Source organism: Mycolicibacterium sp. XJ2546 (genome assembly GCF_053483195.1).
The window spans coordinates 234,533-258,421 of record NZ_JBEFRW010000005.1 but is presented as its reverse complement, the minus strand read 5'-3'; the positions used below and the strand labels follow the sequence as shown (position 1 = coordinate 258,421).

Genomic DNA, 23,889 nt, shown 5'->3' with positions numbered 1-23,889 from the left:
GGTGAGTTCACCGAACGAGCCGGGACACCCGCGCGCGGTCGATGGTCCCGGTGGCCCCAACGGCTCAGCCGGCGGCCCCGGCCACGACGGCGGGGCGCTGGGCGCGGCAGCGTCGCGGCCAGGCGTTTCCGACCGCGGTGACGCACCGCCGTGGCAGCGAGGCCAGGGTGCGGCTCGCGGCGCGAATACGTCGCAACGGCCGCCGGAGGGTCCGCCGCGTCGACGTCCGGTGGCTGGCCGGGGACCCAACGCCCGCGGTGACGCACCGGAGGGTGCTGGCGAGGATGGCCGGCAGGGGCCCGAGGCCCGGCAACCCGGGCCCGAAACCCGGCCGGGCGGCCCCGAGACGCGGCAGCCGACCCCGGAGGCCTATAGCAGCGAGTTGCCCGACCTGTCCGGTCCGGTGCCGCGTCCGACACCGCGGAAACCGGCCGCGGAGCGGTCCACGGCAGAACCGGCCCACCGGCCGGCGGGTCCCACCAGCCGCATCCAGGTCGGCACCCGCCACCACGGACCGGTGCGGGCCAGCATGCAGATCCGGCGCATCGACCCGTGGAGCACGCTGAAGGTGTCGCTGGTGCTGTCGGTCGCGCTGTTCTTCGTGTGGATGATCGCCGTCGCGTTCCTGTACCTGGCGCTCGGCGGCATGGGCGTGTGGAGCAAACTCAACAGCAACGTCGGCGACCTGCTCACCAGCGCCAGCGGGACCTCCGGCGGCGAGTTGGTGTCCAGCGGAACGATCTTCGGCGGCGCGACGTTGATCGGTTTGGTGAACATCGTGTTGCTGACCGCGATGGCCACGGTGGGTGCGTTCGTCTACAACCTGACGACCGACTTGGTCGGCGGTGTCGAGGTCACCCTCGCCGATCGGGATTGAGTTTGGGTAGCGGCTTAGGGTTGCGGTAATCTCGTCGCTCGGCCAGACGGCATACGGGGCTATAGCTCAGGCGGTTAGAGCGCTTCGCTGATAACGAAGAGGTCGGAGGTTCGAGTCCTCCTAGCCCCACGGAAAGGTTCACACCATGAGGCTGGCGCTGTTGGCCGCCACCGGGATCGTCGCGGCGGTGGCCGTCACGTTGTGGCGATCGCGGCACGGCGTCGAGGTATGGCACGTGGCAGCCGACGCGCCCGCCGAACCGATCACGGGGCCTTAGCTCAGTTGGTAGAGCGCTACCTTTGCAAGGTAGATGTCAGGAGTTCGATTCTCCTAGGCTCCACGCAAATGTCCTGCGCCGACTACGGTTTCGGCGCCACTTCGACGCTGGGCGGCAACGGTGAGGGCTCGGGCCGGCTCGACCGGCGAACGATCGAAAAGGCCACCGCTCCCCCGGCCAGCACCACCGCGCCCGCCGCAGCCAACAGCAGCGGTCGACGTCGGCGCCGCGCCCGGGCCTTGTTCAACGCCTCCGGCAGCCCCGACACCACCTCCTGGGCGGCGGCCAACTCAGCGCTTATCGTCTCTTGAGCGGCGGCCAGGTCCTTGCTCAACTGATCCTTGAGACGGCCCTGGCGGTAGCGCTCCCCCACCCAGTGCGCCGACGATTGCGCGCCGCTGATCCCCAGGCCCACCGCACCGCGGGTGACGTCGACCGGGCCGACCGCCGAATACATCAGTCCGCGGTTCAACCGCTCGCGGGGAGTCAACCGGTCTTGTGTCTTCGCGCGCATCTTCGGCCTCTCTCATCACCCGTCGGCAGGTCCATACCAGCCTGCCATCCCCGGCTATCCAGCGGTGCCCGGTTGGCCGCCGGACCGCGCGTGGCAGACTGATTTCTCGTGACGAGCCCCATTCAGACAGCCACCGCGACGCTGCACACCAACCGCGGTGACATCAAGATCGCACTCTTCGGTAACCACGCCCCCAAGACGGTCGCCAACTTCGTCGGCCTGGCGCAGGGCACCAGGGATTACAGCGGCGAGAACGCATCGGGCGGCACGTCCGGGCCCTTCTACGACGGCGTGGTCTTTCACCGCGTCATCTCCGGCTTCATGATCCAGGGCGGCGACCCCACCGGCACCGGCCGCGGCGGACCAGGCTACAAGTTCGAGGACGAGTTCCACCCCGAGCTGCAGTTCGACAAGCCCTACCTGCTGGCCATGGCCAACGCCGGCCCGGGCACCAACGGATCGCAGTTCTTCATCACGGTCGGCAAGACCCCGCACCTCAACCGCAAGCACACCATCTTCGGTGAGGTCGTCGACCCCGAGTCGCAGAAGGTGGTCGATGCGATCGCCACGACCTCGACCGACCGCAACGACCGACCGACCGACCCGGTCGTCATCGACTCGATCACCATCAGCTAGGGCGATTTCGGCGCGCTCATGCCCCGTAGCGGTCCGTCAGCGCGCCGAAATCACGCGGGGCCGCCCGCATAGCCGGCCTCGGTCAGCGCGTCGAGCACGTCCAGCGGGTCGGTGCCCAGATCCCATCGGGTGAACACGAGCAGCCGATCGTCGGTGGTGTCGATCTCGAGCAACCGCTGCTTTCGGGCGAGGCGGCGGAACTCGGTGATCCGGATGCGCCGGATGTCACCGCGCTGCAGGTGCCGGGTGCCGGTCCAGCCGCGAAACACCAGACCGTCGCTGGTAATTGCCAGCTTGGGCCGGGCACGCCACGACATCGTTGCGAACACCAACAATCCGACGGCGGCTACGCCCCCGAGAAGCCGCCCCGGCGGGTCTGTGACCACGGTCACAACGCTGATAGCCAAGATAAGCCCGGCTATGCCGCACGCTGCGATTCCAAGCGGCGGCGGACTCCATTCAGTTTGCTGCACGGGTAATTAACACCCTCTCACCGCCGGGAATGAGGTTATCCACAAGTGCTATCCCCAATGGGGATGAATCACATCAGTGTGATCCGGTGACAGCGAAGTTGCTGGCGGGCGAACCCCAAATGACCAAGATGAATTCATTTGACGGCGACGCGCCTCAGCGCCACCGCATCGTGAGCAAAAGACCGGTGATCATGAAGGCGAAGGCGATCGCATAGTTCCACGGGCCGAGGTCGGCCATGAACGGGATAGCGGACGCGGCGAGCTGGAAGACGAGCAGCCAGACGAGGCCGATCAGCATCAAGCTGATGAACAACACCACGAACCAGGTGCTCGACGGGCCGGCCTTGACCTTGACCGGGGTCCGGCTCACCGGATTGATGGTGAAATCGTTCTTCTTTCGAACCTTGGACTTGGGCATGGGTACCTTCGCGAGAAATCGGGGTCACACGGTGCGACGATGTAGCTAGCCTATCGCAGCGACGATCCGGAGGAGACCAGCCGATGGAGCCCACCGCTCCCCCGCCAGCGCGCACGCGCAGCGCGTGGCGCTTCGGCGTCCCAGTGATCTGCCTGCTGGCCGGGATACTCCTCGCCGCCACCCACGGCGTATCCGGCGGCGACGAGATCCGGCGCAGCGACGCCCCACGGCTCGTCGACCTCGTCCGCGAAACCCAGCACTCGGTGGACCGCCTCAGCGCCGAACGGGACACTTTGGCGGAGACGCTCGACAGCCACCACGGCGGCAGCCCGGGCACCGATGCGGCCCTGGCCGCCATCACCGCCAGAACCGAGCGCCTCGGCGTCGGCGCCGGGCTGGAACCGATGCGCGGTCCGGGTCTGGTCGTCACCCTCAACGATGCCCAGCGCGACGCCGAAGGCCGCTTCCCGCGCGACGCCTCCCCCGACGACCTCGTCGTGCACCAGCAGGACATCGACGCCGTGCTCAACGCGCTGTGGAGTGCAGGCGCCGAGGGCATCCAGATGCAGGACCAGCGCATCATCGGCACGTCGGCGCCGCGCTGTGTGGGAAACACGTTGCTGCTCAACGGACGTACCTACAGCCCGCCGTACGTCATCACCGCGATCGGCGACTCCGGCGCGATGCAGGCCGCCCTGGCCGCGTCGCCGTTGGTCAAGCTGTACCGGCAGTACGTCGTGCGCTTCGGGTTGGGCTACTCCGAGGAGCCCCGCAGTTCGGTCGAGGTGGTCGGCCACAAGCAACCGGTGCGGATGCAGTACGCCAAACCGTTGGGACCCGTCGGCTACTGATCCGTACTAGGTAGCCTTGGCTGATGCAGGTGTTGGTCGTCGACAACTACGACAGCTTCGTGTTCAACCTGGTGCAGTATCTGGGCCAGCTTGGTGTGGACGTGCAAGTCTGGCGCAACGACGACGAGCGCCTGGGCACTGACGCCGACGTCGCGCGCGCCGCCGAGACCTTCGACGGTGTGCTGCTGAGCCCCGGACCCGGCACCCCGCAGCGGGCTGGCGCCTCGATTCCGTTGGTGACGGCCTGCGCGACGGCGAAGACCCCGCTGCTCGGTGTGTGCCTGGGCCACCAGGCCATCGGGGTGGCGTTCGGCGCTACGGTCGACCGCGCACCCGAACTGCTGCACGGCAAGACCAGTGTGGTACACCACACCAACACCGGTGTGCTGCAAGGACTTCCGAATCCGTTCACCGCGACGCGGTATCACTCGCTGACGATCCTGCCCGAGACCATGCCCGCTGAACTCGAGGTGATCGCGCGTACCGACGGCGGTGTCGTGATGGCGGTGCGCCATGTCGCGCTGCCGATCCACGGGGTGCAGTTCCATCCCGAGTCGATCCTCACCGAGGGCGGTCACCGGATGCTCGCCAACTGGCTCGGCTGCTGCGGCGCGGCACCGGCAGAAGGACTGGTGCGCCGGCTCGAGTTGGAAGTAGCCGCCGCCGGAGCCGCTGGGGCGGCGACATCAGGGTCCGTGGCGGCGGCTACGACGCGAAGCTCAGCGTGATAGTCGCGCCGAAGTTGACCCCGGTGCCCGGCGCGGGGCTCTGACGCACGACGGCGTTGGTCCGCTGGCCGCTGTTGGGGATGTCGGCGCCCTTGTCGAGCACGCCAGTCCAGCCCAGTGCGCGCAGCCGCGGTTCGACGTCGGTCCAGAACTGGCCGGCCAGGTCCGGCATGACGAACTGGTTGCCTCGCGAGACCTGCAACTGGATCACCGAGTCCACCGGAACCGTCTGGCCGGCCGAGGGCACGGTGCCCACCAGCTGACCCTGCGGCTCGGTGCTGTCGACCTCGACGGGCACCGTGTTGGTGAAGCCCGCTGCGTTGAGGATCTGGTTGGCGCTCGCCGTCGTGCGGCCGACCACGTCGGGGACGGACCTGCTCTCCGGACCCGACCCGAGCACGATCGTGATCTCGTTGGTGATCGCCGACGTCTGGTTGGCGGGCGGGTTGGTGCCCAGCACCTTGTCCTTCATCTCCGGCGTGGACGGCGATGTGGACGATTTGAAACTCTCGAAGCCCGCATCGGTGAGCCGTTCCACCGCATCGGCGTAGGACAGGTTCCTGACGTCGGGGATTTCGCGCTGTTCGGGTCCGGTGGAGACGTTGATGGTGATCTCGTCACCGGCGGCCACCGAGCTGTTGGCACCCGGTTCGGTGCTGATCACGTGGTCGGGCGGCACGGTGGAGTCGGGCTGCTGCTGCGTGCGGGTCTTGAAGCCGCGGTTCTGCAGTTCGGCGATCGCGTCGGCGCTGGCCTGCCCACTCACATCGGGCACCTGCACCGCGCGGGTCTCGCCGCCGAACATGTTGATCGCCACCGTCACGACGACGGTGAGCACCGCAAGCACGGCGACGGCGACCAGCCAGCGGCCCACCGATCCGCGTCGTTCACGCTCCTCGTAGTCCGGTAGCGGACGCGCCACGTCGTCGATGGGTTCGGTGCGGTCGTGTCCCGAGGACGCCGCCAACAGCGAGGTGCGTTCGGCGTCGGTCAGCACCTTCGGGGCGTCGGGCTGTTCGCCGCTGTGCACCCGAACCAGATCCGCGCGCATCTCCGCGGCGGTCTGGTAGCGGTTGTCGGGGTTTTTGGCCAGCGCTTTGAGCACCACCGCATCCAGTTCCGGCGGCACGTTGGGGTTGCGTTCCGAGGGCGGGACCGGATCCTCCCGCACATGCTGATAAGCCACCGCAACCGGCGAGTCACCCACGAAAGGTGGCTCCCCGGTGAGGATTTCGTAAAGCACACAACCCAACGAGTAGACGTCGGAGCGGGCGTCGACCGAGTTGCCGCTGGCCTGCTCGGGGGACAGGTACTGGGCCGTGCCGATCACCGCCGCGGTCTGGGTGACGCTGCTGGAGTCGGCCAGCGCGCGGGCGATACCGAAGTCCATCACCTTCACCGCGCCGGTCTTGCTGATCATGATGTTGGCGGGTTTGACGTCGCGGTGGATGATGCCGTGCTGGTGGCTGAAGTTCAGCGCCTGGCAGGCGTCGGCGATCACCTCGATGGCGCGTTTGGGCTCCATCGGGCCGTCGTTGTGCACGATGTCGCGCAGCGTCACGCCGTCGACGTACTCCATCACGATGTAGGGCAGCGGCCCGGTCGGCGTCTCGGCCTCACCGGTGTCGTAGACCGCGACGATCGCGGGGTGGTTCAGCGCGGCGGCGTTCTGCGCCTCCCGACGGAACCGCAGATAGAAGCTGGGATCACGGGCCAGATCGGCGCGCAGCACCTTGATCGCGACGTCCCGGTGCAGCCGCGTGTCACGCGCGAGATGGACTTCGGACATGCCGCCGAAGCCGAGGATGTCGCCGAGTTCATACCGGTCGGACAGGTGCGGAGGGGTGGTCATTGCGGTGTCTGTTCTGAAACGGTCTGTCGCTGGGTCTGCGGCTGCCACGCCTCGGGGGCCGATGCGAGCACATCGTGTCGGGTTACCCGCAATTCCTCGTTGACATGACCGTCGTCTCCCGGCGCAGGTGCCATCGCGGTCGGTGAGAACGGCGTCGTCTCGGTGATCGTGGTGGTGATCGTCGGCGGCGGCTGGTTCTCCCGGTCGCGGCGGTCTTGGGCGTTGAGCACGATCAAGATGGCGATGACGATCGCCAGCGCGCCCAGCACCCCGGCGGCCCACAGCAGCGCCCGCTGCCCGGAGGAGAAGGTGCTTCGCGGCGGGGGAGTGCGGTGGCTGCCGGTGACCGGGCGGGGACGCGCAGCGGTGGCCGGTGCGCGGCCGGTCATATCCGCCGCGGCGCGGGCCTGGGCGGCCGACGGCACCGCCGCGGGTGCGGCCCGGCCGAGCGACGGCGCCTGGTTTGGCCGCGGCGGGCGCCGGCCCGAGCGCACGGCGGCGACGGCATCGGCGAACGCGCCGCCGGAGCGGTACCGCATGCCGGGGTTCTTGACCAGGGTGATCTCGATCAGCTCACGCACGTTGGGCGGCAGATCGGCGGGCAGCGGCGGCGGCGTCTCCTTGATGTGCTTCATCGCCACGGTCAGCGCGCCGTCGCCGGTGAACGGCCGCTTCCCCGACACCGATTCGTAGCCGACGACACCCAACGAGTAGACGTCGCTGGCCGCTGTCGCGTCGTGGCCGAGCGCCTGCTCGGGCGCGATGTACTGGGCGGTGCCCATCACCATGCCGGTCTGGGTGACCGGCGCGGCGTCGACGGCCTTGGCGATGCCGAAGTCGGTGAGCTTCACCTGCCCCGTCGGGGTGATCAGAATGTTGCCCGGTTTGACGTCGCGGTGTACTAGCCCGGCGCTGTGGGCGACCTGCAGCGCGCGGCCGGTCTGCTCGAGCATGTCGAGGGCGTGGCGCAGCGACAGCCGCCCGGTGCGTTTGAGCACGGAGTTCAACGGTTCCCCGTTGACCAGCTCCATCACCAGGTAGGCGGTGCGGCCCTCACCGTCCATCTCCGTCTCGCCGTAGTCGTACACACCGGCGATGCCGGGGTGGTTGAGCATCGCGACGGTGCGCGCCTCGGCCCGGAAACGTTCGACGAATTCGGCGTCGGTGGAGTATTCGGCCTTGAGCACCTTGATCGCCACGCGTCGACCCAGCCGGGAGTCGACGCCTTCCCACACCTGACCCATGCCGCCCGTGGCGATGAGCCGCTGCAACCGGTAGCGACCCGACAGCGTCACCCCTACGCGCGCGCTCATGAGCCACCTCGCAGCGCCGCAGCGATCGCCGCACGCCCGATCGGGGCGGCCAGCGCGCCACCGGTGGCCGACAGCCGGTTGCCACCGTTCTCGACCAGCACCGCGACCGCCACCTTGGGATCCTGCGCCGGGGCGAAGGCGATGTACCAGGCATGCGGCGGGGTGTTGCGCGGATCGGTTCCGTGCTCCGCTGTGCCGGTCTTCGATGCGATCTGCACGCCGGCGATGGCTCCCTTCTGCTGCGTCACCTGCTCGGCGGCGACCATCAGATCCGTTAGTGTATCGGCGACCTGCTGCGACACCGCCCGCCGCTCTTCGGTAGGCGCCGTGGTGGCGATGTTGGACAGGTCGGGTCCCTTCAGGCTATCGACCAGATACGGCCGCATCGGCACGCCTTTATTGGCGATCGTGGCGGCGACCACCGCGTTCTGCAGCGGGGTGAGGGCGACGTCTTTCTGCCCGATGCTCGACATGCCCAGCGCGGCGTCGTCAACGATCGGACCGACCGTCGATTCGGCGACCTGAAGCGGGATCAGCGGGGGAGGGGCGCCGATGCCGAAGCCCAATGCGGTTGAACGCAGCGCGTCGGCGCCGGTGTCGACGCCCAGTTCGACGAACGACGTGTTGCACGACCGCGCGAACGCCTCGCGCAGGGTAACGGTCCCGCCCGACCCGCACGCCGAGCCGCCGTAGTTCTCCAAAGTGGCGGTGCTGTCCGGGAGTTGGATCTGGGCCTGGCCGGTGAGCCGGGTGTCCTCGGAGGCGCCGTGTGCGAGCGCCGCGGCCGTGGTGACGACCTTGAACGTCGAACCGGGTGGATACGTCTCCGAGATCGCGCGGTTCAGCATTGGGGAGTCGGGGTCGTCGCGCAGCCGCTGCCAGGCCGCCGCCTGCTTGTCCATGTCGTGGGTGGCCAGCAGGTTGGGGTCGTAGGACGGCGACGACACCATCGCGAGGATCTTTCCGGTCGACGGTTCGATCGCGACGACCGAACCCTTGCACGGGCCGGCGCAGCCGTCTTCCATCGCGTTCCACGCGGCTTGTTGCACTTGCGGGTTGATGGTGGTGTCGACGTTTCCGCCGCGCGGGTCCCGGCCGGTGAAGAAGTCGGCCAGCCGACGGGCGAACAGCCGCTGGTCTGAGCCGTTGAGAACCGAGTCCGCGGCGCGTTCCAGGCCGGTGCTGGAGTAGCGCAGCGAGTAGAAGCCGGTGACCGGCGCGTACACCAACGGTTCGGGATACACCCGCAGGAACCGGAACCGGCCGTTGGTCGACACCGAGTAGGCGAGCAGTTGGCCGCTTGCCGAGATCTGACCCCGCTGCCGGGAGTACTCGTCGAGCAGCACCCGCTGGTTGCGCGGATCCGAGCGCAGGCCCTCGGCCGTGAAAACCTGGGTGACGGTGGCGTTGGCCAGCAGCAACACCACCAGCGCCATGACGGCGACGGCGATGCGGCGCAGTGAGGTGTTCATACCTTCTCGATCACCTCGGTACCGGCCGCGGCGATCGGAGTCGCGCTGTGCGGGCTGTTGACCAGCGGGCGGCGCGCGGAGTGGCTGATCCGCACCAGGATCGCCAGCAGCACGTAGTTGGCTACCAGCGACGAACCGCCGTAGGACATCCACGGTGTCGTCAGGCCGGTCAGCGGAATCAGTTTGGTGACCCCGCCGACCACGATGAACAACTGGATCGCCAGCGTGGAGGCCAGCCCGGCGGCCAGCAGCTTGCCGAAGCTGTCCCGCACGGCGATCGCGGTGCGCAGCCCGCGGATGATGGCGATCGTGTAGAGCATCAGCACGGCGGCCAGGCCCACCAGCCCGAGTTCTTCGCCGACGGCAGCGATGATGAAGTCGGTCGACGCGGCGGGCACGGTGCCGGGTTGCCCGTTGCCCAGACCGGTGCCGAAGATGCCGCCGGTGGCGAAGCTGAACATCGACTGCACCATCTGATAGCCGGCGCCCTCGGGATCGGAGAACGGGTCGAGCCAGTTGTGCACCCGCACCTGTACGTGGTCGAAAAGGTAATAGGCCGCAACGCTTCCCGCGGCGAACAGGGCCAACCCGATAACCATCCAGCTGAGCCGGTCCGTGGCGATGTAGACCAGCACCAGAAACGATGCGTACAGCAAAAGTGAAGTGCCCAGGTCTTTTTCGAAGATCATCACGCCGACCGAGGCGATCCACGCGGCCAGCAGTGGCGCCAGATCCCGCGGTCGGGGCAGGTCCATGCCCAGGAAGTGCTTGCCCGCGCTGGTGAACACGCTGCGCTTGTTGACCAGCACCGCGGCGAAGAACACCAGCAGCAGAATCTTGGAGAATTCGGCGGGCTGAATTGAGAAGCCCGGCAACTCAATCCAGATCTTCGCGCCGTTCTGCTCGGATATCGAGCGGGGCAGCACCGCGGGGATGGCCAGCAGGATCAGCCCGGTGACCCCGCAGAGATAGCCGTAGCGCGCCAGTAGACGGTGGTCGCGCAGGAACACGACGACGAACGAGAAGCCCAGCACCCCGACCAGCGTCCACAGCATCTGCTGGTTGGCCGTGCCGCCCAGCCCATTTCGGATGGTCTCGCCCTCGCTGAGGTCGAGCCGGTGAATCATCACTAGCCCCAGGCCATTCAGCAATGCCACGACGGGAAGCAGCAGCGGGTCGGCGTACGGGGCGAACCGCCGCACCGCCAGATGAGCACCGGTGAACAAGGCGAGATAGGCGACGGAGTACTGCGCCAACTCCCACCGCAGGCGCTGTTCCTGGTTGGCTTCGACCAGCAGCAGCGCGATCGTCGTGATGAGCGCGGCGAACCCGAGGAGGAACAGTTCCGCGTTGCGCCGGTTGGGCAGCGGCGGCACCACGGAGACGGCGGACTGCGGCTGTGTGGTCATGCCGCTTCCCGGCAGGTTACGCCCGGTTCCGGCGGCGGAGGTGGCAGCGCGGTGACGGTCGGAGGCGCCGGCGGGGGAGGCGGCGGCGGTGTGTCGGTCGCCGGCGGCGCGGGTGACGGCTTCGGAGACTCGGGCGCTGGCTGGGGTGAAGCTTCGGTCGGGGACGGCGGGGGCGGTGGCGGGGCTGTGCGCGGGGTCTCTGGAGTCGGCTGGCGCGGAACATTGGGCAGCCCAGGGGAATTCGTCGCCTCAGGGGAGTGTGGCACGGTGGTGGTCGGTCGCGGCGGGGCTGGCGTCGGGCAGACCGGCAGCAGCGAGTCGCGGGCCAGTTGGCTGATCTGGTTGATGGCCTCGTCTTCAGACCCCGTCGGGAGACCCGACATGACCTGCTGTTGCTCAGAGGGCTTCAGGTCCGAGACCCGGAACAGTTCGCAGTCCCGCGGATCCTGGCCGGGGCTGATGAGGGTGAGTTGGTTGAACGGGGTCAGACAACCCTGCCGATACGGTTCATGCAGCGAGTAGCCGAGAAACGAGGTCGGCACCCCGCGCATGATCGACACGACGCCGTCGTGGTCGCTGACGTAGAAATTGCTGCGCACGATTTCGCGGCCGATGGCCAGACCGGCCACCACCACCAGCACCACCAGCGTCGCGGCGATGAAGATTCGGCGCCGTGACCGCGGCGGGCGCGTCGGCTCCTCTTCTTGGGGCAGAACGCGTTTAGCCTCGTTGCGACGCGGGTTGAACGCCGACGCGCGGCCCGCGGAGGTGTTGGGCGGGGCAACCTGGTCGTCGTGGCCGGACACCGCGCCGGCCAGAATCGGCTGGGTCTGGCCGTAGTCGTAGTCGACGACGTCGGCGACCACGACGGTGACGTTGTCCGGGCCGCCGCCGCGCAGCGCCAATTCGATCAGCCGGTCGGCGCTTTCGCCGACGTCGGCAATCTGCAGCGCTTCCAGGATGGTGTCGTGGCTGACCGGGTCGGACAGCCCGTCGGAGCACAGCAGGTAACGGTCGCCGGCGCGGGCTTCGCGCATGATCAGCGTCGGCTCGACCTCGTGGCCGGTCAGCGCGCGCATGATCAGCGACCGCTGCGGATGGCTGTGCGCCTCCTCGGCGGTGATGCGACCCTCGTCGACCAGCGTCTGAACGAAAGTGTCGTCCTTGGTGATCTGGGTGAGTTCCCCGTCGCGCAGCAGGTAGCCGCGCGAGTCGCCGATGTGCACGAGACCAAGTCGGTTGCCCGCGAACAAGATTGCGGTCAGCGTGGTGCCCATGCCCTCGAGTTCGGGGTCGGCCTCGACATGAGCGGCGATGGCTGCGTTGCCTTCCCGGACCGCATCGTCGAGCTGAGAGAGCAGGTCGCCGCCGGGCTCGTCGTCGTCGAGATGGGCCAGCGCGGCGATCACCAGTTGGGAGGCCACCTCGCCGGCCGCGTGCCCACCCATGCCGTCGGCCAGCGCGAGCAGACGCGCGCCGGCGTAGACCGAGTCTTCGTTGTTCGCCCGGACCAGGCCGCGGTCGCTGCGCGCGGCGTATCGAAGCACCAGTGTCACGGGCGCAGCTCGATTACCGTCTTGCCGATCCGAACCGGTGTGCCCATCGGAACCCGTACCGCCGTCGTCACCTTCGCCCTGTCAAGGTATGTGCCGTTGGTCGATCCTAGGTCTTCGACGTACCAGTCCGAACCTCGAGGCGACAGCCGGGCATGCCGGGTCGAGGCGTAGTCGTCGGTCAACACCAGGGTGGAGTCGTCGGCGCGCCCGATGAGCACCGGTTGGCTGCCCAGGGTGATCCGGGTGCCGGCCAGCGCGCCCTCGGTGACGATCAGGTGGCGGGCGACATTTCGACGGCCCCGGCTGGGCAGCAGCGACCTGCGCAGCGGCAGCCCGCGGCGCACCATGACCGTGCCCGGGGGCGCGTAGATGTCGGTGCGCAGAATCCGTAGCACCGACCAGATGAACAGCCACAGCAGCAGCAGAAAGCCGACGCGCGTCAGCTGCAGCACTAACCCCTGCATCTGACGTCCTCTCCGTCCGTCCCCATCCCGTTCTGGCCGTCCCGGCGCAACGTCACGATACTTGGACACCCCTCTACGTGAGGGTGAAGCGCGCAGCTTCGCCCTCAGTTGACGGACGTTCTCTAGTGCACGCGGACGATGATCTCGGAGTGGCCCAGGCGGATCACGTCACCGTCGGCCAGCTGCCATTCCTGCACCGGTGCGTTGTTCACGGTGGTGCCGTTGGTGGAGTTGAGGTCCGACAGCAGGGCCACCTGACCGTCCCAGCGGATCTCCAGGTGACGACGGGACACCCCGGTGTCCGGCAGCCGGAACTGCGCGTCCTGGCCGCGGCCGATGACGTTGGAGCCTTCACGCAGCTGGTACGTGCGGCCGCTGCCGTCGTCGAGCTGCAACGTGACGGCGGTCGCGGCGGGGTAATCGGGCTGTCCGTAGCCGGCGCCGTACCCGGGTTGACCGTAGTCGTAGCCGCCGCCCGCGGGCTCGCCGTAACCGGGTTCGGCGTAGCCGCCGGCGGGCTCGCCGTAGCGGCCGTAGTCGGGCGGAGCGTAGCCCTGGTCCTGGCGTCCGTAACCGCCGCGGTAGCCGCCCTGGTCCGGGTAGCCGCCCTGCTCGGGGTAGCCCTGGTCCGGATAGCCGGGACGCGGTTCGGGCCGGCCGTAGCCCTCGTCGGGGCGGGCGGGTCCGCGGCCGTAGTCATAGTCGGCGGGCGGCGGGCCGTAGCCGGGCTGACCGCCGGGCGGCGGGCCGTAATTCGGGGGCGGCTGACGGTAGCCCTGATCGGGGTAGCCGCCGGCGGCGGGCGGCGCGTAGCCGGCGGGCGGGCGCTGCTCGTAGGCCGACGGCGGATAACCCTGGTCGGGATAGCCGCCCTGTTCGGGGTAGCCGCCGTGGTCCGGGTAGCCGCCCTGGTCGGGGTAGCCGCCACCGTGGCGTGGGGGATAGCCTTGATCGCCCGGGGGAGGCGGGGGCGGCGGGTAGGCGCCCTGGTCCGGCGGCACGTACTGGCCCCGCGGATCCTGCGGCCGGTCGTCCGGCTGCCGGCTGTACCGGTCGTCGTAGGGTTCGTCGGCGGCCCGCCCCGGTCCCTGACCGCCGCGGTAGCTCGGGTTGTCGCTCATCGGTGGTACTCCTGATTCTGCGTTAGACGAAAGGTCTCGAGGTGGTGGGGCGGGCTCGCCAGCGGTTGCGTCAGGATTGACCGCACCACGCGCGCGAAACTGTCCGGTGTGCAGGTTGGAAGACTGTTCGAACCTGACGACGACGTCAGCATATGTTTGCCATCCTTGCTCATGGATGTAGCCCTCCAAGTGCTTGGCGAAAGTCGCTGAGGTCAGGTCGGGGTCGGCGCTCACCTTCTGGTAGTCAGGCACACTGAGCGTAATGACGTAGTCGTTCGGAGCCAAAACCCGGCCTCCGAGCACTTCACGAGCACCGGCGTCGGCCTCGCGGCGCAGCATCGCCTCGACTTCCTGCGGGACGATCGCCCCGCCGAACACCCGGGCGAACGCGTCGCCGACGGTCGACTCGAGCTTGCGCTCGATGCGGTCGACCAGACCCATGTCACCGCCCGCCTCACTCGTTGGTACCCGTCGATCCTGCACACGACCATGTACACCAGCGTGTCGCCGGGCACATCGCTCAGTTGCATGGTATCGGCCAAGCGCAGGCCTGCGGGACCACCAGAACTCTGAGAATCGCGTTTGTGCAGCTCAGCGGGCCGGGCGGGGGTGGCTTTGGTGTAGGTGGCGGGCCGGATGAGACCATCGGTACGGTTGAAGGGCCGGGGCGCCTGCGTGATAGGCTCCCCCGGTTGTTGGGGCGAGTGGCGGAATGGCAGACGCGCTGGCTTCAGGTGCCAGTGTCCTTCGGGACGTGGGGGTTCAAGTCCCCCTTCGCCCACACATGAGCGGTTCTTTTGAACTGCGACGCAAAGGTCACGAACTCTATAGAGGGCGTGGCCTTTTTGCTTGGGGGCGTGTCCGTGAGTGCCGGAGTCAGCCTCGTGGGGAGTTGGCGGCGTAAGTCCCTGACGACCTTGCGGGCCGGCAGTATGGACAGGCCTTATGCGCGACGGCACTCAAAGAATGATGTCGGCCGGGGCGCAGTGTCTATGGCCCCGACGACAAAAGGCGCTCAGACTGCCCCCGGCTACCTTGCGTTTGGGCGAAGATGCTGAGGACCGCTCCGGACCGTGGTGCGCGAGTGCAACTCGGATAACTCAATGGGGGCTGAAGTTTGAGCAAGCTTGGCAACTTCGTGTGGGGGATCGCCGATCAGCTGCGCGGTGTGTACAAGCCGCACCAGTACGGCGGGGTGATCCTGCCGTTCACGATCCTGCGGCGGCTGGACTGTGTACTGGAACCCACCCGCGACGAGGTCCGCGCGCTCGCTGAGAAGTATTCGGGCGGTGCGCTGGACCTACAGGTCAAGCGCAAGACCGGGCTGGGTTTCTATAACACCAGCCCGTTCGACTTCAAGCTCCTACTCGACGACCCCGAGGGGCTGCGGGCGAACCTGATGGACTACATCACCGGGTTCTCGGCCAACATCGACGTGTTCGAGCGATTCAAGTTCGAAAACGAACTCGCCACCCTAGACGAGAAGAACCGGCTGTATCTGGTCACCTCCCAGTTCGCGGAGGTGGACCTGCACCCCGACACGGTGTCCAACGCCGAGATGGGTGACCTGTTCGAGCACCTGATCTACAAGTTCGCCGAAGCTTCCAATGAGGAAGCAGGCGAGCACTACACCCCGCGTGACGCGATTCGGCTGATGGTCGACTTGCTGTTCGCTGAGGAGAACAAGGCGCTGATGGAACCTGGCACCGTGCGCTCCATCTACGACCCGACCGCCGGCACCGGCGGCATGCTCTCAGTCGCCGAAGAACGGCTGCTGGAAAAAAATCCCGATGCGCGGCTGCGACTGTACGGCCAGGAGATCAACGACCAGTCCTATGGGATCTGCAAGTCCGACATGATCGTCAAAGGCCAAGACGCCGACAACATTCGCCTCGGCGATACCTTGTCCGACGACCTGTTCTGGGACCGAACCTTCGACTTCTGCATGTCCAATCCCCCTATGGGGTGGATTGGAAAGCCGCAGCCGACGCGGTGAAAAAGGAAGCCCTGGCGCAGAACTCGCGGTTCTCCCACGGCCTGCCCGGCATTGGCGATGGCCAGATGCTGTTCCTGTGTCACCTGGCATCGAAGATGCGGCCCGCTCACGAAGGTGGCGGCCGTGCCGGGATCGTCCTGAATGGCTCGCCACTGTTCACTGGCGCCGCGGAATCCGGGCCGTCGAAAATTCGGCAGTGGCTGCTGGAATCCGATCTGGTGGAGGCGATCATCGCGCTACCTACCAACATGTTTTTCAACACCGGTATCGCCACCTACATCTGGATCCTCGACAACACCAAACGCCCCGAACGGCAGGGCACGATCCAGCTGATCGACGCGACATCGTTCTGGATGAAGATGCGCAAGAGTCTCGGCTCCAAGAACCGCGAGGTCGATGAAAAAGCCCGTGACCGCATTCTGGCGTTGTATGACGCCTTCGACGAAGCCGATCCGGATTTCTCGAAGGTGTTCACTGCCAACGACTTCGGCTACTGGACCATCACCGTCGAACGCGCCTTGCTCACGGACTGCGGCAAGGTTTCGACCGATCGCAAGGGCAATCCGAAACCGGATCCGAAGAAGCGGGACGCCGAGAACGTACCCTTTACCTACGGTGGCAACACCGAGGGGCAAGCTGGCCGCGATGCGACGATCAAGGCATACATGGACGCCGAAGTGCTACCGCATGTGCCCGACGCCTGGGTCGACACCGCGAAAACTAAAGTCGGCTATGAGATCCCGTTCACCCGCCACTTCTACAAGTACGTGCCGCCCCGCCCCCTCGCGGAGATCGATGCCGACCTGGAGAAGCAGGTCGCCAAGATCCTGGAAATGCTGCGGGAGGTGGAGGGGTGAGCAGCGTCCTTCCTCCCGGATGGCGCCGCGGAAACATCAGACGCTACGCCTCGATGAAAACGGGCCACACTCCTAGTCGGTCGAATCCGGAGTACTGGGAGAACACCACAATTCCCTGGTTCACACTCGCGGACGTCTGGCAGCTTAGGGATGGCCAGCAGCACCTATCTCGGAGACACAACGAACCGCATCTCCGAGCTTGGGCTTGTGAACTCCGCCGCGGAGTTGCTACCCGAGGGCACAGTCGTACTGTCGCGGACTGCCTCCGTGGGGTTCTCCGGCGTGATGCCAAAACCGATGGCAACCAGCCAAGATTTCTGGAATTGGGTGTGCGGACCCGACCTGATCCCGGAGTATCTCAACTACCAGTTCAAAGCGATCGCACCAGCACTGCGGGCAATGAACATGGGTTCAACCCACCAAACGATCTATCAAAAGGATGCGGCAAGTATCAGAATTCTTGTGCCGCCGCTATCCGAGCAGCAAGCTATCTCTGACTTTCTGGATCGGGAGACGGCACGCATCGACATGCTTATCGCCGAGCAGCAGCGACTGATCGAAATGCTCCGGGAACGACGGGACTCGGTGTGGTCACACGGACTTGCAGAAGCAGCCCGCAGCGGTAAACCTGTGAGGGTTCGGCGCATTCTCTCGTCGATCGTAGACGGTCCGTTCGGATCGGCGCTGACGTCAGCTCACTACTCTGACGAGGGAGCGCGAGTGATCCGGCTTGGCAACATCGGTCTCTGCGAGTTTCGTAATGAGGACGCTGCCTACGTCCCGTTGTCGTACGCGGACAAACTGAGGGCCCACGCAGTAAGTCCAGGCGATGTCGTCATTGCCGGACTGGGAGACGACAGGATGCCCTTGGGGCGTGCAGTTGTGGTGCCCCCGATTGGCCCAGCGATAGTAAAGGCGGATTGCTACCGCGCCCGTCCGACTAATGCCGTTACGCCAGATTATCTCGCGTGGGCATTGTCAGCGCCTGAAACTAGGTCACAGGTAATGCTCCTTGCTCGTGGCGCGACGCGTGCACGCCTCAATACTTCGGTTGTACAGCAGGTAGCTATCCCGCTCCCAAACAAAGACGCACAGGTTTCGATAGTTAGGAAGTGGCGAGCGCGGTCCGCCAAGATCGACACCCTCATCGCGGAAACCGAGAAGTTCATCGAGTTGTCCCGGGAGCGACGGTCGGCTTTGATCACCGCGGCGGTGACGGGTCAGATCGATGTGTGCGACAAGGTGGCCTGATTATGGCGCAGCACAACGAGATCGAGTTCGAGAAGGAGCTAACCGAGTATCTAGCTGACCATGGTTGGCTGTACTCGCCGAACGATGCCGGCTACGACAAGGCGCGCGCCCTGTTACCCGAGGACGTGTTCGGTTGGCTGGCGGAGACGCAGCCCGAGCAACTTGAGAAGGTCGTCAAATCGGGCTCCCGGGATATCGTCAAGCAACAGGGCCAGTTGCTTGACCGGATCGTGAAAGTCCTTGATACACCGCTAGACAACGGTGGCGGCACCCTCAATGTGTTGCGCAAAGGGTTTTCGCATCTAGCGGGGAAGTTCCAGATGTGTGTCTTCAAGCCCGAGACCACTCTGAACGAGAAGCGCAACGCTGACTATGCGGCGGTGCGGTTGCGGGTGATGCGGCAGGTGCACTTTTCCACCGCGGATCAGCGTTCGGTGGATCTGGTGTTCTTCGTCAACGGTTTACCAGTCGCGACTGCGGAGTTGAAGACCGACTTCACCCAGACGATCGCCGATGCGATCAACCAGTACAAGACATCCCGGTTGCCGAAAGATCCGAGTACTGGCTCGGTTCAGCCGTTGTTCGTGTCGGGCGCGCGGGCGTTGGTGCATTTCGCGGTCACCAACGACGAGGTGTGGATGACCACCAAACTCGCCGGCGACAAGTCCCATTTCTTGCCGTTCAACCGCGGGACCGAAGGAGGCGGCGCCGGAAACCCACTCAACGCAGAGGGGTCGAAGACCTCCTACTTGTGGGAGCGGGCGTTGCAGCGTGATGCGTGGCTGAACATTCTGGGTCGGTTGATGTACATCAAGCACGAGTCGCGCACCGACCCGATCACCGGCAAGACCAGCAAGTCGGCCACATTGCGGTTCCCGCGGTTTCACCAGTGGGAGGCCGTCACCGAGCTGACGGCCGCGGTCACCGCCGAAGGCGTCGGCAAGCGGTATCTGATCCAGCATTCCGCGGGCTCCGGAAAGACTGATTCGATTGCCTGGACGGCGCACCGGATGGCCAGGCTGCAGGTCGACAACCAGAAGGTGTTCGACTCGGTCATCGTGGTGACCGACCGCAACGTGCTCGATGCCCAGCTGCAGGACGCGATCAAGCAGATCGACAACGATCAAGGCATCGTCGTCGCCATCGACCGCGACGAAGCCGCCAAGACTGGCGGGTCGAAGTCGGGGCTGCTGGCCAAGGCGTTGACCGACGGCAAGCTGATCATCGTTGTGACCATCCAAACCTTTCCGTTCGCGATGGCCGAGATCCGCAAGAACAAGGGCCTCAGGGACAAGACGTTCGCAGTCATCGCCGACGAAGCCCACTCCTCTCAGTCCGGGCAGGTCGCCGCCAATCTGAAAGCGGTATTGACCGCTGAGGAGCTTCAGGAACTCGCCGAAGGCGCAGAAATCGACGTCGAAGCCGTCCCGGCGGCCGAGGCCACCGAGCGGGCCGAATCGGCCAACATCTCCTACTTCGCGTTCACCGCGACGCCGAAGGCCAAGACGCTGGAATTGTTCGGCCGCCGACCCGGCCCGGATGAACCGCCGGCACCGTTCCACGTGTACACGATGAAGCAGGCTATCGAGGAGGGCTATATCCTCGACGTGCTCACCGGCTATCACTCGTTCAAGCTGGCATTCCAGGTCGGCCAGAACGCCACCAACGGCGAGGACGTGGATCAGGCCGAGGCCACCAAAGCCGTCATGCGCTGGGTGAAACTCAACCCGCAGACCATCGCGCAGAAAGCCGCGATCATCGTCGAACACTTTCGCGCCAACGTCGCCGACCTGCTCGACGGCCACGCCAAGGCCATGGTCGTCACCGACTCCCGCAAAGCCGCGGTCCGCTACAAAGGGGCGATCGATGACTACATCGCCAAGAAGGGCTACGGCTACGGCACCCTGGTTGCGTTCTCCGGCACGGTGCACGACCCCGAATCTGGACCCGAGGATTTCACCGAAGCCACCATGAACCCCGGCGTGCGGGATCTCCGCACCTCGTTCCGTGGCGATGAGTACAAGGTGATGATCGTCGCCAACAAATTCCAGACCGGCTTCGACCAACCGCTGCTGTGCGCGATGTACGTTGACAAACTCTTGTCCGGAGTCACCGCGGTCCAAACGCTGTCGCGGCTCAACCGCACCTACCGCACCCCCTCCGGCGTGCAGAAGACTGCGGCGATGACCCAGATCGTGGACTTCGTCAACGAACCCGAAGAGATCCGCAAGGCATTCGAGCCGTACTACACCGACGCGTTCCTGGAAACCGAAACCGACCCCAACCTGGTCCACGATCTGGCCGCCAAACTCGACACCGCCGGGATCTACACGCAAGCAGAGATTGACCACTGCGCGGAGGTTGTCGTGAAAGGCAAGGGCCACAACGCGCTGAGAGCGGCGATCGGCCCCGGCAAGAAGCGTTTCGCCGAGCGGTATCAGGCCGCGCTACGCGATAACGGCGGGGAGGGCGACAAGGCCGCACTCGCCGAGTTGGACATGTTCCGTAAGGATGTCGGCTCGTTTGTGCGCCTGTATGACTTCATGTCGCAGATCATCTACTACGGCGACCCCGCTTTGGAGAAGAAACACATCTACCTGCGGCATCTTGAGCGGGAGATTCAGCCGGAGAACTACACCGCACCCATCGACCTTTCGGATGTGGTGCTGAAGAAGGTCAAACAGATCGACCGCGGTCGAATCGACATCGGTCTCGGCGTTCGCGTCGGGCTGACCGGTATCACCGCCGCCGGCTCTGGGGAGAAGCGTGACCCGAAAATGGTTGCCTTCCAACAAGTCCTCGACCGGCTCAACGACCTGTTCGGATCCGAGGACTTCACCGAGTCGCAGAAGGTCTCGTTTCTCGAAGCCTTGCTGCGCAACCTGCTCGACGACCAGGCCCTTGTTCAGCAGGCCAAAGTCAACTCCATCAAACAATTCGTCGAATCACCCGACTTCGACGACGCCGTCACCGGTGCGGTCGCCGACAACCACGGCGCGCACGAAAAGATGAGCGACTACTTCTTCACCAACGCCCCTGGCCGTAGCCACCTAATCTCCGATATCGCGAAATGGTTCCACCGGGTGGTGGCATCAGAGTATGCAGAACTCGCACCAGATGGGATGCGTCAGGCATAAAAACGCGATTGTGATGGAGTTCGCCAGCCCAAGAGGAGCACCACCTAACCAGAGGCGCAGACTCCGCTGCGCGCGTTGTGCGCGCCCGTCGGCTCGAAACGCTCGCGCCATCAGCCGTATGGCACCGAAGATCCAGCGGACGCCGCTGATTGCGCGGCACGCTGGCAGCGCCAGCGGAAATACAAGGAGGCGAAGTGCATAAAGAACAGCATCGTCGGCCCGCATTGAATCCCATACCGGTGCGGCACCTGTTCGGTGGCCTCGATGCCACAGCGTTCAAACTCCACTGCGCAGTGGTCAACGAACAGCAGATCCAGCCGATCGACGTACTCGCCAACGATTGGGACGAGTGGGTCGGCTGGAGCAGGTGGCGTGGAGCCACCGACCATTTCAACCGGGATTTCATCTTCACGATGGCAAGAGAGCGGAAGTCCCTGGACCGGTGGCTGTTCGGCGGAGTCTTCAAGGTGGTCGGGCGCCAACCCATCCCCAACTCGCGGTCCTACGACCTTGAGTTGCGCGATGACATCATGGGCGAGTACATCAAGCGCCTGGTTATCGAGTTCAGGCCTCCAGGTCGCAACAAGCGGTTGAACCTGGAATCGCACCTGGACCGCATGGTCGTCGCTGCGATTCATGACCGACCTTACGAGGGCGAAGAGTTCCCCGGTGTTGACAACATCGACCATTCACTGCGGCAGCTACGCACCGTCATCGAACAGAACCGGCCAGATTGGCGCAGTGCCCTCGAAGCGATGAAGGGCGTGTATGTGATCCATGATCAGGCCACCGGTGCACCGTACGTCGGGGCCGCCTACGGTGACACCGGGATATGGCAACGCTTGTGCGCCTATGCGACGACGTTGCATGGCGGCAACGTGGAGTTGAAAGCTCTCATCGAGGCGAAAGGTGAAAACTACGCGCTCGACAACCTGCGCTTTGCGCTGCTGGAGTTCTTAACCCTGCGCACCGACGACCAGCGAGTGATCGACCGAGAGGTCTACTGGAAGAACGTTCTGGCGTCGAGAAGGTTTGGAAACAATCGAAACTAGCTCTGAAGCCCCGGGAACTAACGCACGGTCCGACGTGTCGCGGGGGCCGTGCTACGACTCATCGCAGGCACGGAGCTCAGAGTTCATGTCGCACTCGGGCGCTGAACGAGGTCATCTCCTGCCCGCGCCTCAAGACCCCAATGTTGACGCGAATGTAACTATGCGAGGCCGGTATCGGGCCGGCGGCACGAACTGCCAGAGGGGTGGCGGCGACTGTTGCGGAGGCGTACCGTGGGAGTGATTCAAAATGAATCAGCGAAAGGTGCGACAGCCATGCAACCGCAGGTCATGAACGTTAGAGAGCGGCTGACCATAAAAGCTGCCCGTCAGCGAATTAACGAGCGCGAGCTAGAGCGGGAGATTTACAGGGCCGCCAGCCTGGAGGGTCTATCGCAACGCCAGATCAGCGAAATCGTGGGCATCCACTCACAAGCTACAGTCCAGCGCATCCTTCGTCGCATAACGGAAGACCCTTCGCGCCTTGAGGAGACTCCAGCGGAGATCATCGACCGACGTGCCGCAGGCCTCATTGACACCGATGAAATGATGGACCGTCTCTTGAACTGGGAGTACTCCGTTGGTGGGGCGGTCCGAGTGGACGGCGTCGTCACCGATGCGTACAAGACCGGTGACTGGGATGACATCGAGATGGGCTTCTACCGTGGACTACTCACCGACGACGAGTTCGAACGCCTCGCCCAACGCCACCTGAACACCATGGGTCGTGGAATTCAACCTTGACGTGCGGGCCCAGGTAGCCCGTCAGCTCGCAAGCAAGTCGGCTCCGGGTGGTCCGTTACATCGCGAAGCCCCCGGATGCACCGCCTTCCGCTACGCGACTGATGCCGGGCGCCCAAAGCTACGTAAGCGGCTCATCGAAAGGTATCTCGCGCGAGCGAATCCCCGCCTCGATGGCCGTTCGGCGATCATCACGGCTGGCGCGCCGGGCGCAGGCAAGAGTTCCATCTTGCGGGCCTTGCTTGCCGACCTCGACGAATACCGCGTGATCGATGCTGACGACTTGAAGGACGACCTGATTGAACAGGCACTCAACGACGGCATATACGACGGTCTGCTGGCTGAGATCCTTGCGGATGGACACTCGCTCGCGCCACGTGAACTAGCAGGCTTGGTGCATGTGGAGTCCGTAAAGCTGGCCGACCAGATCCGACGGTTGTGTATAGAACGCGGAGAGAACCTCGTCATTGAGGGCACATTGACGTGGGATGGTCAGGGCCCGAGAATTTTTCGGGAGCTTGCATACGCCCAATACACCGATGTCGAGGTGTATGGGGTTGACACGGAAAAAAGCGATCGCGCATGAGCAGGCTCTGACGCGATGGTGGGAGGGTAGACAACGCTGGGTCCGAGGCGAAGATCGCCTGGGCGGGCGGTTCACTCCAGCGGATGCCATCGATGTCTGTTACCCGTCGAGCGGGCCATCGATATGTATTGCGCACGCGCTGAGGTTCATTGAATCAGCGCAGACTGGAGAGATTCCCAGGGTCCGCGTCAGTATCGTGCGCAGGCAAGCTACTGGGGCGGTGGAGATCTCGGATGAGCGCTTCTATCGTCAGTAGCGGACAGCTGGCTGAGGTGGGCGGGCGGGTACCGCCACGGCTTGGATGTACCTGG

20 protein-coding genes, 3 tRNA genes and 1 pseudogene are annotated in these 23,889 nt (G+C 65.4%); 14 read left to right on the top strand and 10 right to left on the bottom strand.

The genetic code is table 11. From position 1 onward, the window contains the following. Position 1: 1 nt before the first annotated feature. The 4 genes from ABQE44_RS11700 to ABQE44_RS11685 all read left to right on the top strand — a co-directional run bounded on the left by ABQE44_RS11700 (position 2) and on the right by ABQE44_RS11685 (position 1,217). Positions 2–877: a DUF3566 domain-containing protein gene (locus ABQE44_RS11700; RefSeq protein WP_448391517.1), complete on the top strand. Its 876-nt coding sequence runs from the start codon at positions 2–4 to the stop codon at positions 875–877. Between the two features lie 55 nt (positions 878–932). After that, positions 933–1,006: transfer RNA gene (locus tag ABQE44_RS11695), tRNA-Ile, on the top strand. Between the two features lie 16 nt (positions 1,007–1,022). Then, the gene (locus ABQE44_RS11690) at positions 1,023–1,154 is read left to right on the top strand and encodes a hypothetical protein (protein WP_448391516.1); all 132 of its coding nucleotides are present in this window, start codon (positions 1,023–1,025) and stop codon (positions 1,152–1,154) included. After that, positions 1,145–1,217, top strand: a tRNA-Ala gene (locus ABQE44_RS11685). Before ABQE44_RS11690 ends, ABQE44_RS11685 begins: the two co-directional genes overlap by 10 nt. Before the next feature lie 19 nt (positions 1,218–1,236). On the opposite strand, the gene cwsA is transcribed toward ABQE44_RS11685, so the two are convergent. Then, positions 1,237–1,668 carry a cell wall synthesis protein CwsA gene (gene cwsA / locus ABQE44_RS11680; RefSeq protein ID WP_448391515.1) on the bottom strand — a complete coding sequence of 144 codons (432 nt, stop codon included), beginning with the start codon at positions 1,666–1,668 and terminating at the stop codon, positions 1,237–1,239. Positions 1,669–1,776: 108 nt separating this feature from the next. Here cwsA and ABQE44_RS11675 point away from each other — a divergent pair, with 108 nt between their 5' ends. Beyond that, positions 1,777–2,304, top strand: a complete 528-nt coding sequence (locus ABQE44_RS11675; protein ID WP_448391514.1) for a peptidylprolyl isomerase — start codon at positions 1,777–1,779, stop codon at positions 2,302–2,304. Between the two features lie 50 nt (positions 2,305–2,354). Here ABQE44_RS11675 and ABQE44_RS11670 read toward each other — a convergent pair whose 3' ends face one another. Together ABQE44_RS11670 and crgA are read right to left on the bottom strand one after the other, a co-directional pair. Further along, positions 2,355–2,777, bottom strand: coding sequence for a PH domain-containing protein (locus tag ABQE44_RS11670; protein ID WP_448391513.1), 423 nt, complete (start codon positions 2,775–2,777; stop codon positions 2,355–2,357). Between the two features lie 154 nt (positions 2,778–2,931). After that, complete coding sequence (gene crgA / locus ABQE44_RS11665) at positions 2,932–3,195, bottom strand: cell division protein CrgA (RefSeq protein ID WP_448391512.1); 264 nt, start codon at positions 3,193–3,195, stop codon at positions 2,932–2,934. 83 nt (positions 3,196–3,278) lie between these two features. Between crgA and ABQE44_RS11660 the strand changes: the two genes are divergently transcribed. Both ABQE44_RS11660 and ABQE44_RS11655 read left to right on the top strand, forming a co-directional pair. Beyond that, entirely contained in the window at positions 3,279–4,046 is a 768-nt protein-coding gene (locus ABQE44_RS11660; RefSeq protein ID WP_448391511.1) for a DUF881 domain-containing protein, read from the top strand. A gap of 23 nt (positions 4,047–4,069) precedes the next feature. Then, positions 4,070–4,774 (top strand): aminodeoxychorismate/anthranilate synthase component II, encoded by a 705-nt coding sequence (locus ABQE44_RS11655; protein ID WP_448391510.1) that lies wholly within the window; start codon positions 4,070–4,072, stop codon positions 4,772–4,774. Here the strand turns inward: ABQE44_RS11655 and pknB are convergent. The 7 genes from pknB to ABQE44_RS11620 form a co-directional block, all read right to left on the bottom strand. After that, a complete protein-coding gene (gene pknB / locus ABQE44_RS11650; protein WP_448391509.1) occupies positions 4,752–6,626 on the bottom strand; it encodes a Stk1 family PASTA domain-containing Ser/Thr kinase in 1,875 nt (624 codons plus the stop codon). The genes ABQE44_RS11655 and pknB overlap by 23 nt on opposite strands. Then, entirely contained in the window at positions 6,623–7,939 is a 1,317-nt protein-coding gene (locus ABQE44_RS11645) for a protein kinase domain-containing protein (RefSeq protein ID WP_448391508.1), read from the bottom strand. The genes pknB and ABQE44_RS11645 overlap by 4 nt, the downstream gene beginning before the upstream one ends. Next, on the bottom strand, positions 7,936–9,411 hold the full coding sequence (gene pbpA, locus ABQE44_RS11640) for a D,D-transpeptidase PbpA (protein ID WP_448391507.1): 1,476 nt from the start codon (positions 9,409–9,411) through the stop codon (positions 7,936–7,938). Before pbpA ends, ABQE44_RS11645 begins: the two co-directional genes overlap by 4 nt. Continuing rightward, the gene (locus tag ABQE44_RS11635) at positions 9,408–10,820 is read right to left on the bottom strand and encodes a peptidoglycan glycosyltransferase RodA (protein ID WP_448429894.1); all 1,413 of its coding nucleotides are present in this window, start codon (positions 10,818–10,820) and stop codon (positions 9,408–9,410) included. The genes pbpA and ABQE44_RS11635 overlap by 4 nt, the downstream gene beginning before the upstream one ends. After that, positions 10,817–12,376, bottom strand: a complete 1,560-nt coding sequence (locus ABQE44_RS11630) for a PP2C family protein-serine/threonine phosphatase (protein ID WP_448391505.1) — start codon at positions 12,374–12,376, stop codon at positions 10,817–10,819. The genes ABQE44_RS11635 and ABQE44_RS11630 overlap by 4 nt, the downstream gene beginning before the upstream one ends. Further along, complete coding sequence (locus ABQE44_RS11625) at positions 12,373–12,840, bottom strand: FHA domain-containing protein FhaB/FipA (RefSeq protein ID WP_448391504.1); 468 nt, start codon at positions 12,838–12,840, stop codon at positions 12,373–12,375. The genes ABQE44_RS11630 and ABQE44_RS11625 overlap by 4 nt, the downstream gene beginning before the upstream one ends. 122 nt (positions 12,841–12,962) lie before the next feature. Further along, complete coding sequence (locus ABQE44_RS11620) at positions 12,963–14,402, bottom strand: FHA domain-containing protein (RefSeq protein ID WP_448429892.1); 1,440 nt, start codon at positions 14,400–14,402, stop codon at positions 12,963–12,965. Between the two features lie 257 nt (positions 14,403–14,659). Between ABQE44_RS11620 and ABQE44_RS11615 the strand changes: the two genes are divergently transcribed. The 7 genes and pseudogenes from ABQE44_RS11615 (at position 14,660) to ABQE44_RS11585 (ending at position 23,578) form a co-directional block, all read left to right on the top strand. Beyond that, positions 14,660–14,742, top strand: a tRNA-Leu gene (locus tag ABQE44_RS11615). Between the two features lie 336 nt (positions 14,743–15,078). Continuing rightward, positions 15,079–16,814 (top strand): annotated as a pseudogene (locus ABQE44_RS11610) (type I restriction-modification system subunit M). Positions 16,815–16,964: 150 nt separating this feature from the next. Continuing rightward, positions 16,965–18,065 carry a restriction endonuclease subunit S gene (locus tag ABQE44_RS11605; RefSeq protein WP_448429890.1) on the top strand — a complete coding sequence of 367 codons (1,101 nt, stop codon included), beginning with the start codon at positions 16,965–16,967 and terminating at the stop codon, positions 18,063–18,065. A gap of 2 nt (positions 18,066–18,067) precedes the next feature. Next, positions 18,068–21,202, top strand: coding sequence for a type I restriction endonuclease subunit R (locus ABQE44_RS11600; RefSeq protein ID WP_448429888.1), 3,135 nt, complete (start codon positions 18,068–18,070; stop codon positions 21,200–21,202). 149 nt (positions 21,203–21,351) lie between these two features. After that, positions 21,352–22,254 carry a GIY-YIG nuclease family protein gene (locus ABQE44_RS11595; RefSeq protein WP_448429885.1) on the top strand — a complete coding sequence of 301 codons (903 nt, stop codon included), beginning with the start codon at positions 21,352–21,354 and terminating at the stop codon, positions 22,252–22,254. A 273-nt stretch (positions 22,255–22,527) separates the two neighbouring features. Further along, a complete protein-coding gene (locus tag ABQE44_RS11590) occupies positions 22,528–22,995 on the top strand; it encodes a sigma-70 RNA polymerase sigma factor region 4 domain-containing protein (protein WP_448391499.1) in 468 nt (155 codons plus the stop codon). Further along, entirely contained in the window at positions 22,979–23,578 is a 600-nt protein-coding gene (locus tag ABQE44_RS11585) for a zeta toxin family protein (RefSeq protein WP_448429883.1), read from the top strand. The genes ABQE44_RS11590 and ABQE44_RS11585 overlap by 17 nt, the downstream gene beginning before the upstream one ends. The last annotated feature ends 311 nt before the right edge of the window (positions 23,579–23,889 follow it).

Bases quoted from the DNA above. Each gene is read 5' to 3' on its own strand.
- ABQE44_RS11690 (WP_448391516.1), top strand. From the start codon at position 1,023: ATGAGGCTGGCGCTGTTGGCCGCCACCGGGATCGTCGCGGCGGTGGCC.
- cwsA (WP_448391515.1), bottom strand. From the start codon at position 1,668: ATGCGCGCGAAGACACAAGACCGGTTGACTCCCCGCGAGCGGTTGAAC.
- crgA (WP_448391512.1), bottom strand. From the start codon at position 3,195: ATGCCCAAGTCCAAGGTTCGAAAGAAGAACGATTTCACCATCAATCCG.
- ABQE44_RS11660 (WP_448391511.1), top strand. From the start codon at position 3,279: ATGGAGCCCACCGCTCCCCCGCCAGCGCGCACGCGCAGCGCGTGGCGC.
- ABQE44_RS11655 (WP_448391510.1), top strand. From the start codon at position 4,070: ATGCAGGTGTTGGTCGTCGACAACTACGACAGCTTCGTGTTCAACCTG.
- pknB (WP_448391509.1), bottom strand. From the start codon at position 6,626: ATGACCACCCCTCCGCACCTGTCCGACCGGTATGAACTCGGCGACATC.
- ABQE44_RS11645 (WP_448391508.1), bottom strand. From the start codon at position 7,939: ATGAGCGCGCGCGTAGGGGTGACGCTGTCGGGTCGCTACCGGTTGCAG.
- pbpA (WP_448391507.1), bottom strand. From the start codon at position 9,411: ATGAACACCTCACTGCGCCGCATCGCCGTCGCCGTCATGGCGCTGGTG.
- ABQE44_RS11635 (WP_448429894.1), bottom strand. From the start codon at position 10,820: ATGACCACACAGCCGCAGTCCGCCGTCTCCGTGGTGCCGCCGCTGCCC.
- ABQE44_RS11625 (WP_448391504.1), bottom strand. From the start codon at position 12,840: ATGCAGGGGTTAGTGCTGCAGCTGACGCGCGTCGGCTTTCTGCTGCTG.
- ABQE44_RS11620 (WP_448429892.1), bottom strand. From the start codon at position 14,402: ATGGGTCTGGTCGACCGCATCGAGCGCAAGCTCGAGTCGACCGTCGGC.
- ABQE44_RS11605 (WP_448429890.1), top strand. From the start codon at position 16,965: ATGGCCAGCAGCACCTATCTCGGAGACACAACGAACCGCATCTCCGAG.
- ABQE44_RS11600 (WP_448429888.1), top strand. From the start codon at position 18,068: ATGGCGCAGCACAACGAGATCGAGTTCGAGAAGGAGCTAACCGAGTAT.
- ABQE44_RS11590 (WP_448391499.1), top strand. From the start codon at position 22,528: ATGCAACCGCAGGTCATGAACGTTAGAGAGCGGCTGACCATAAAAGCT.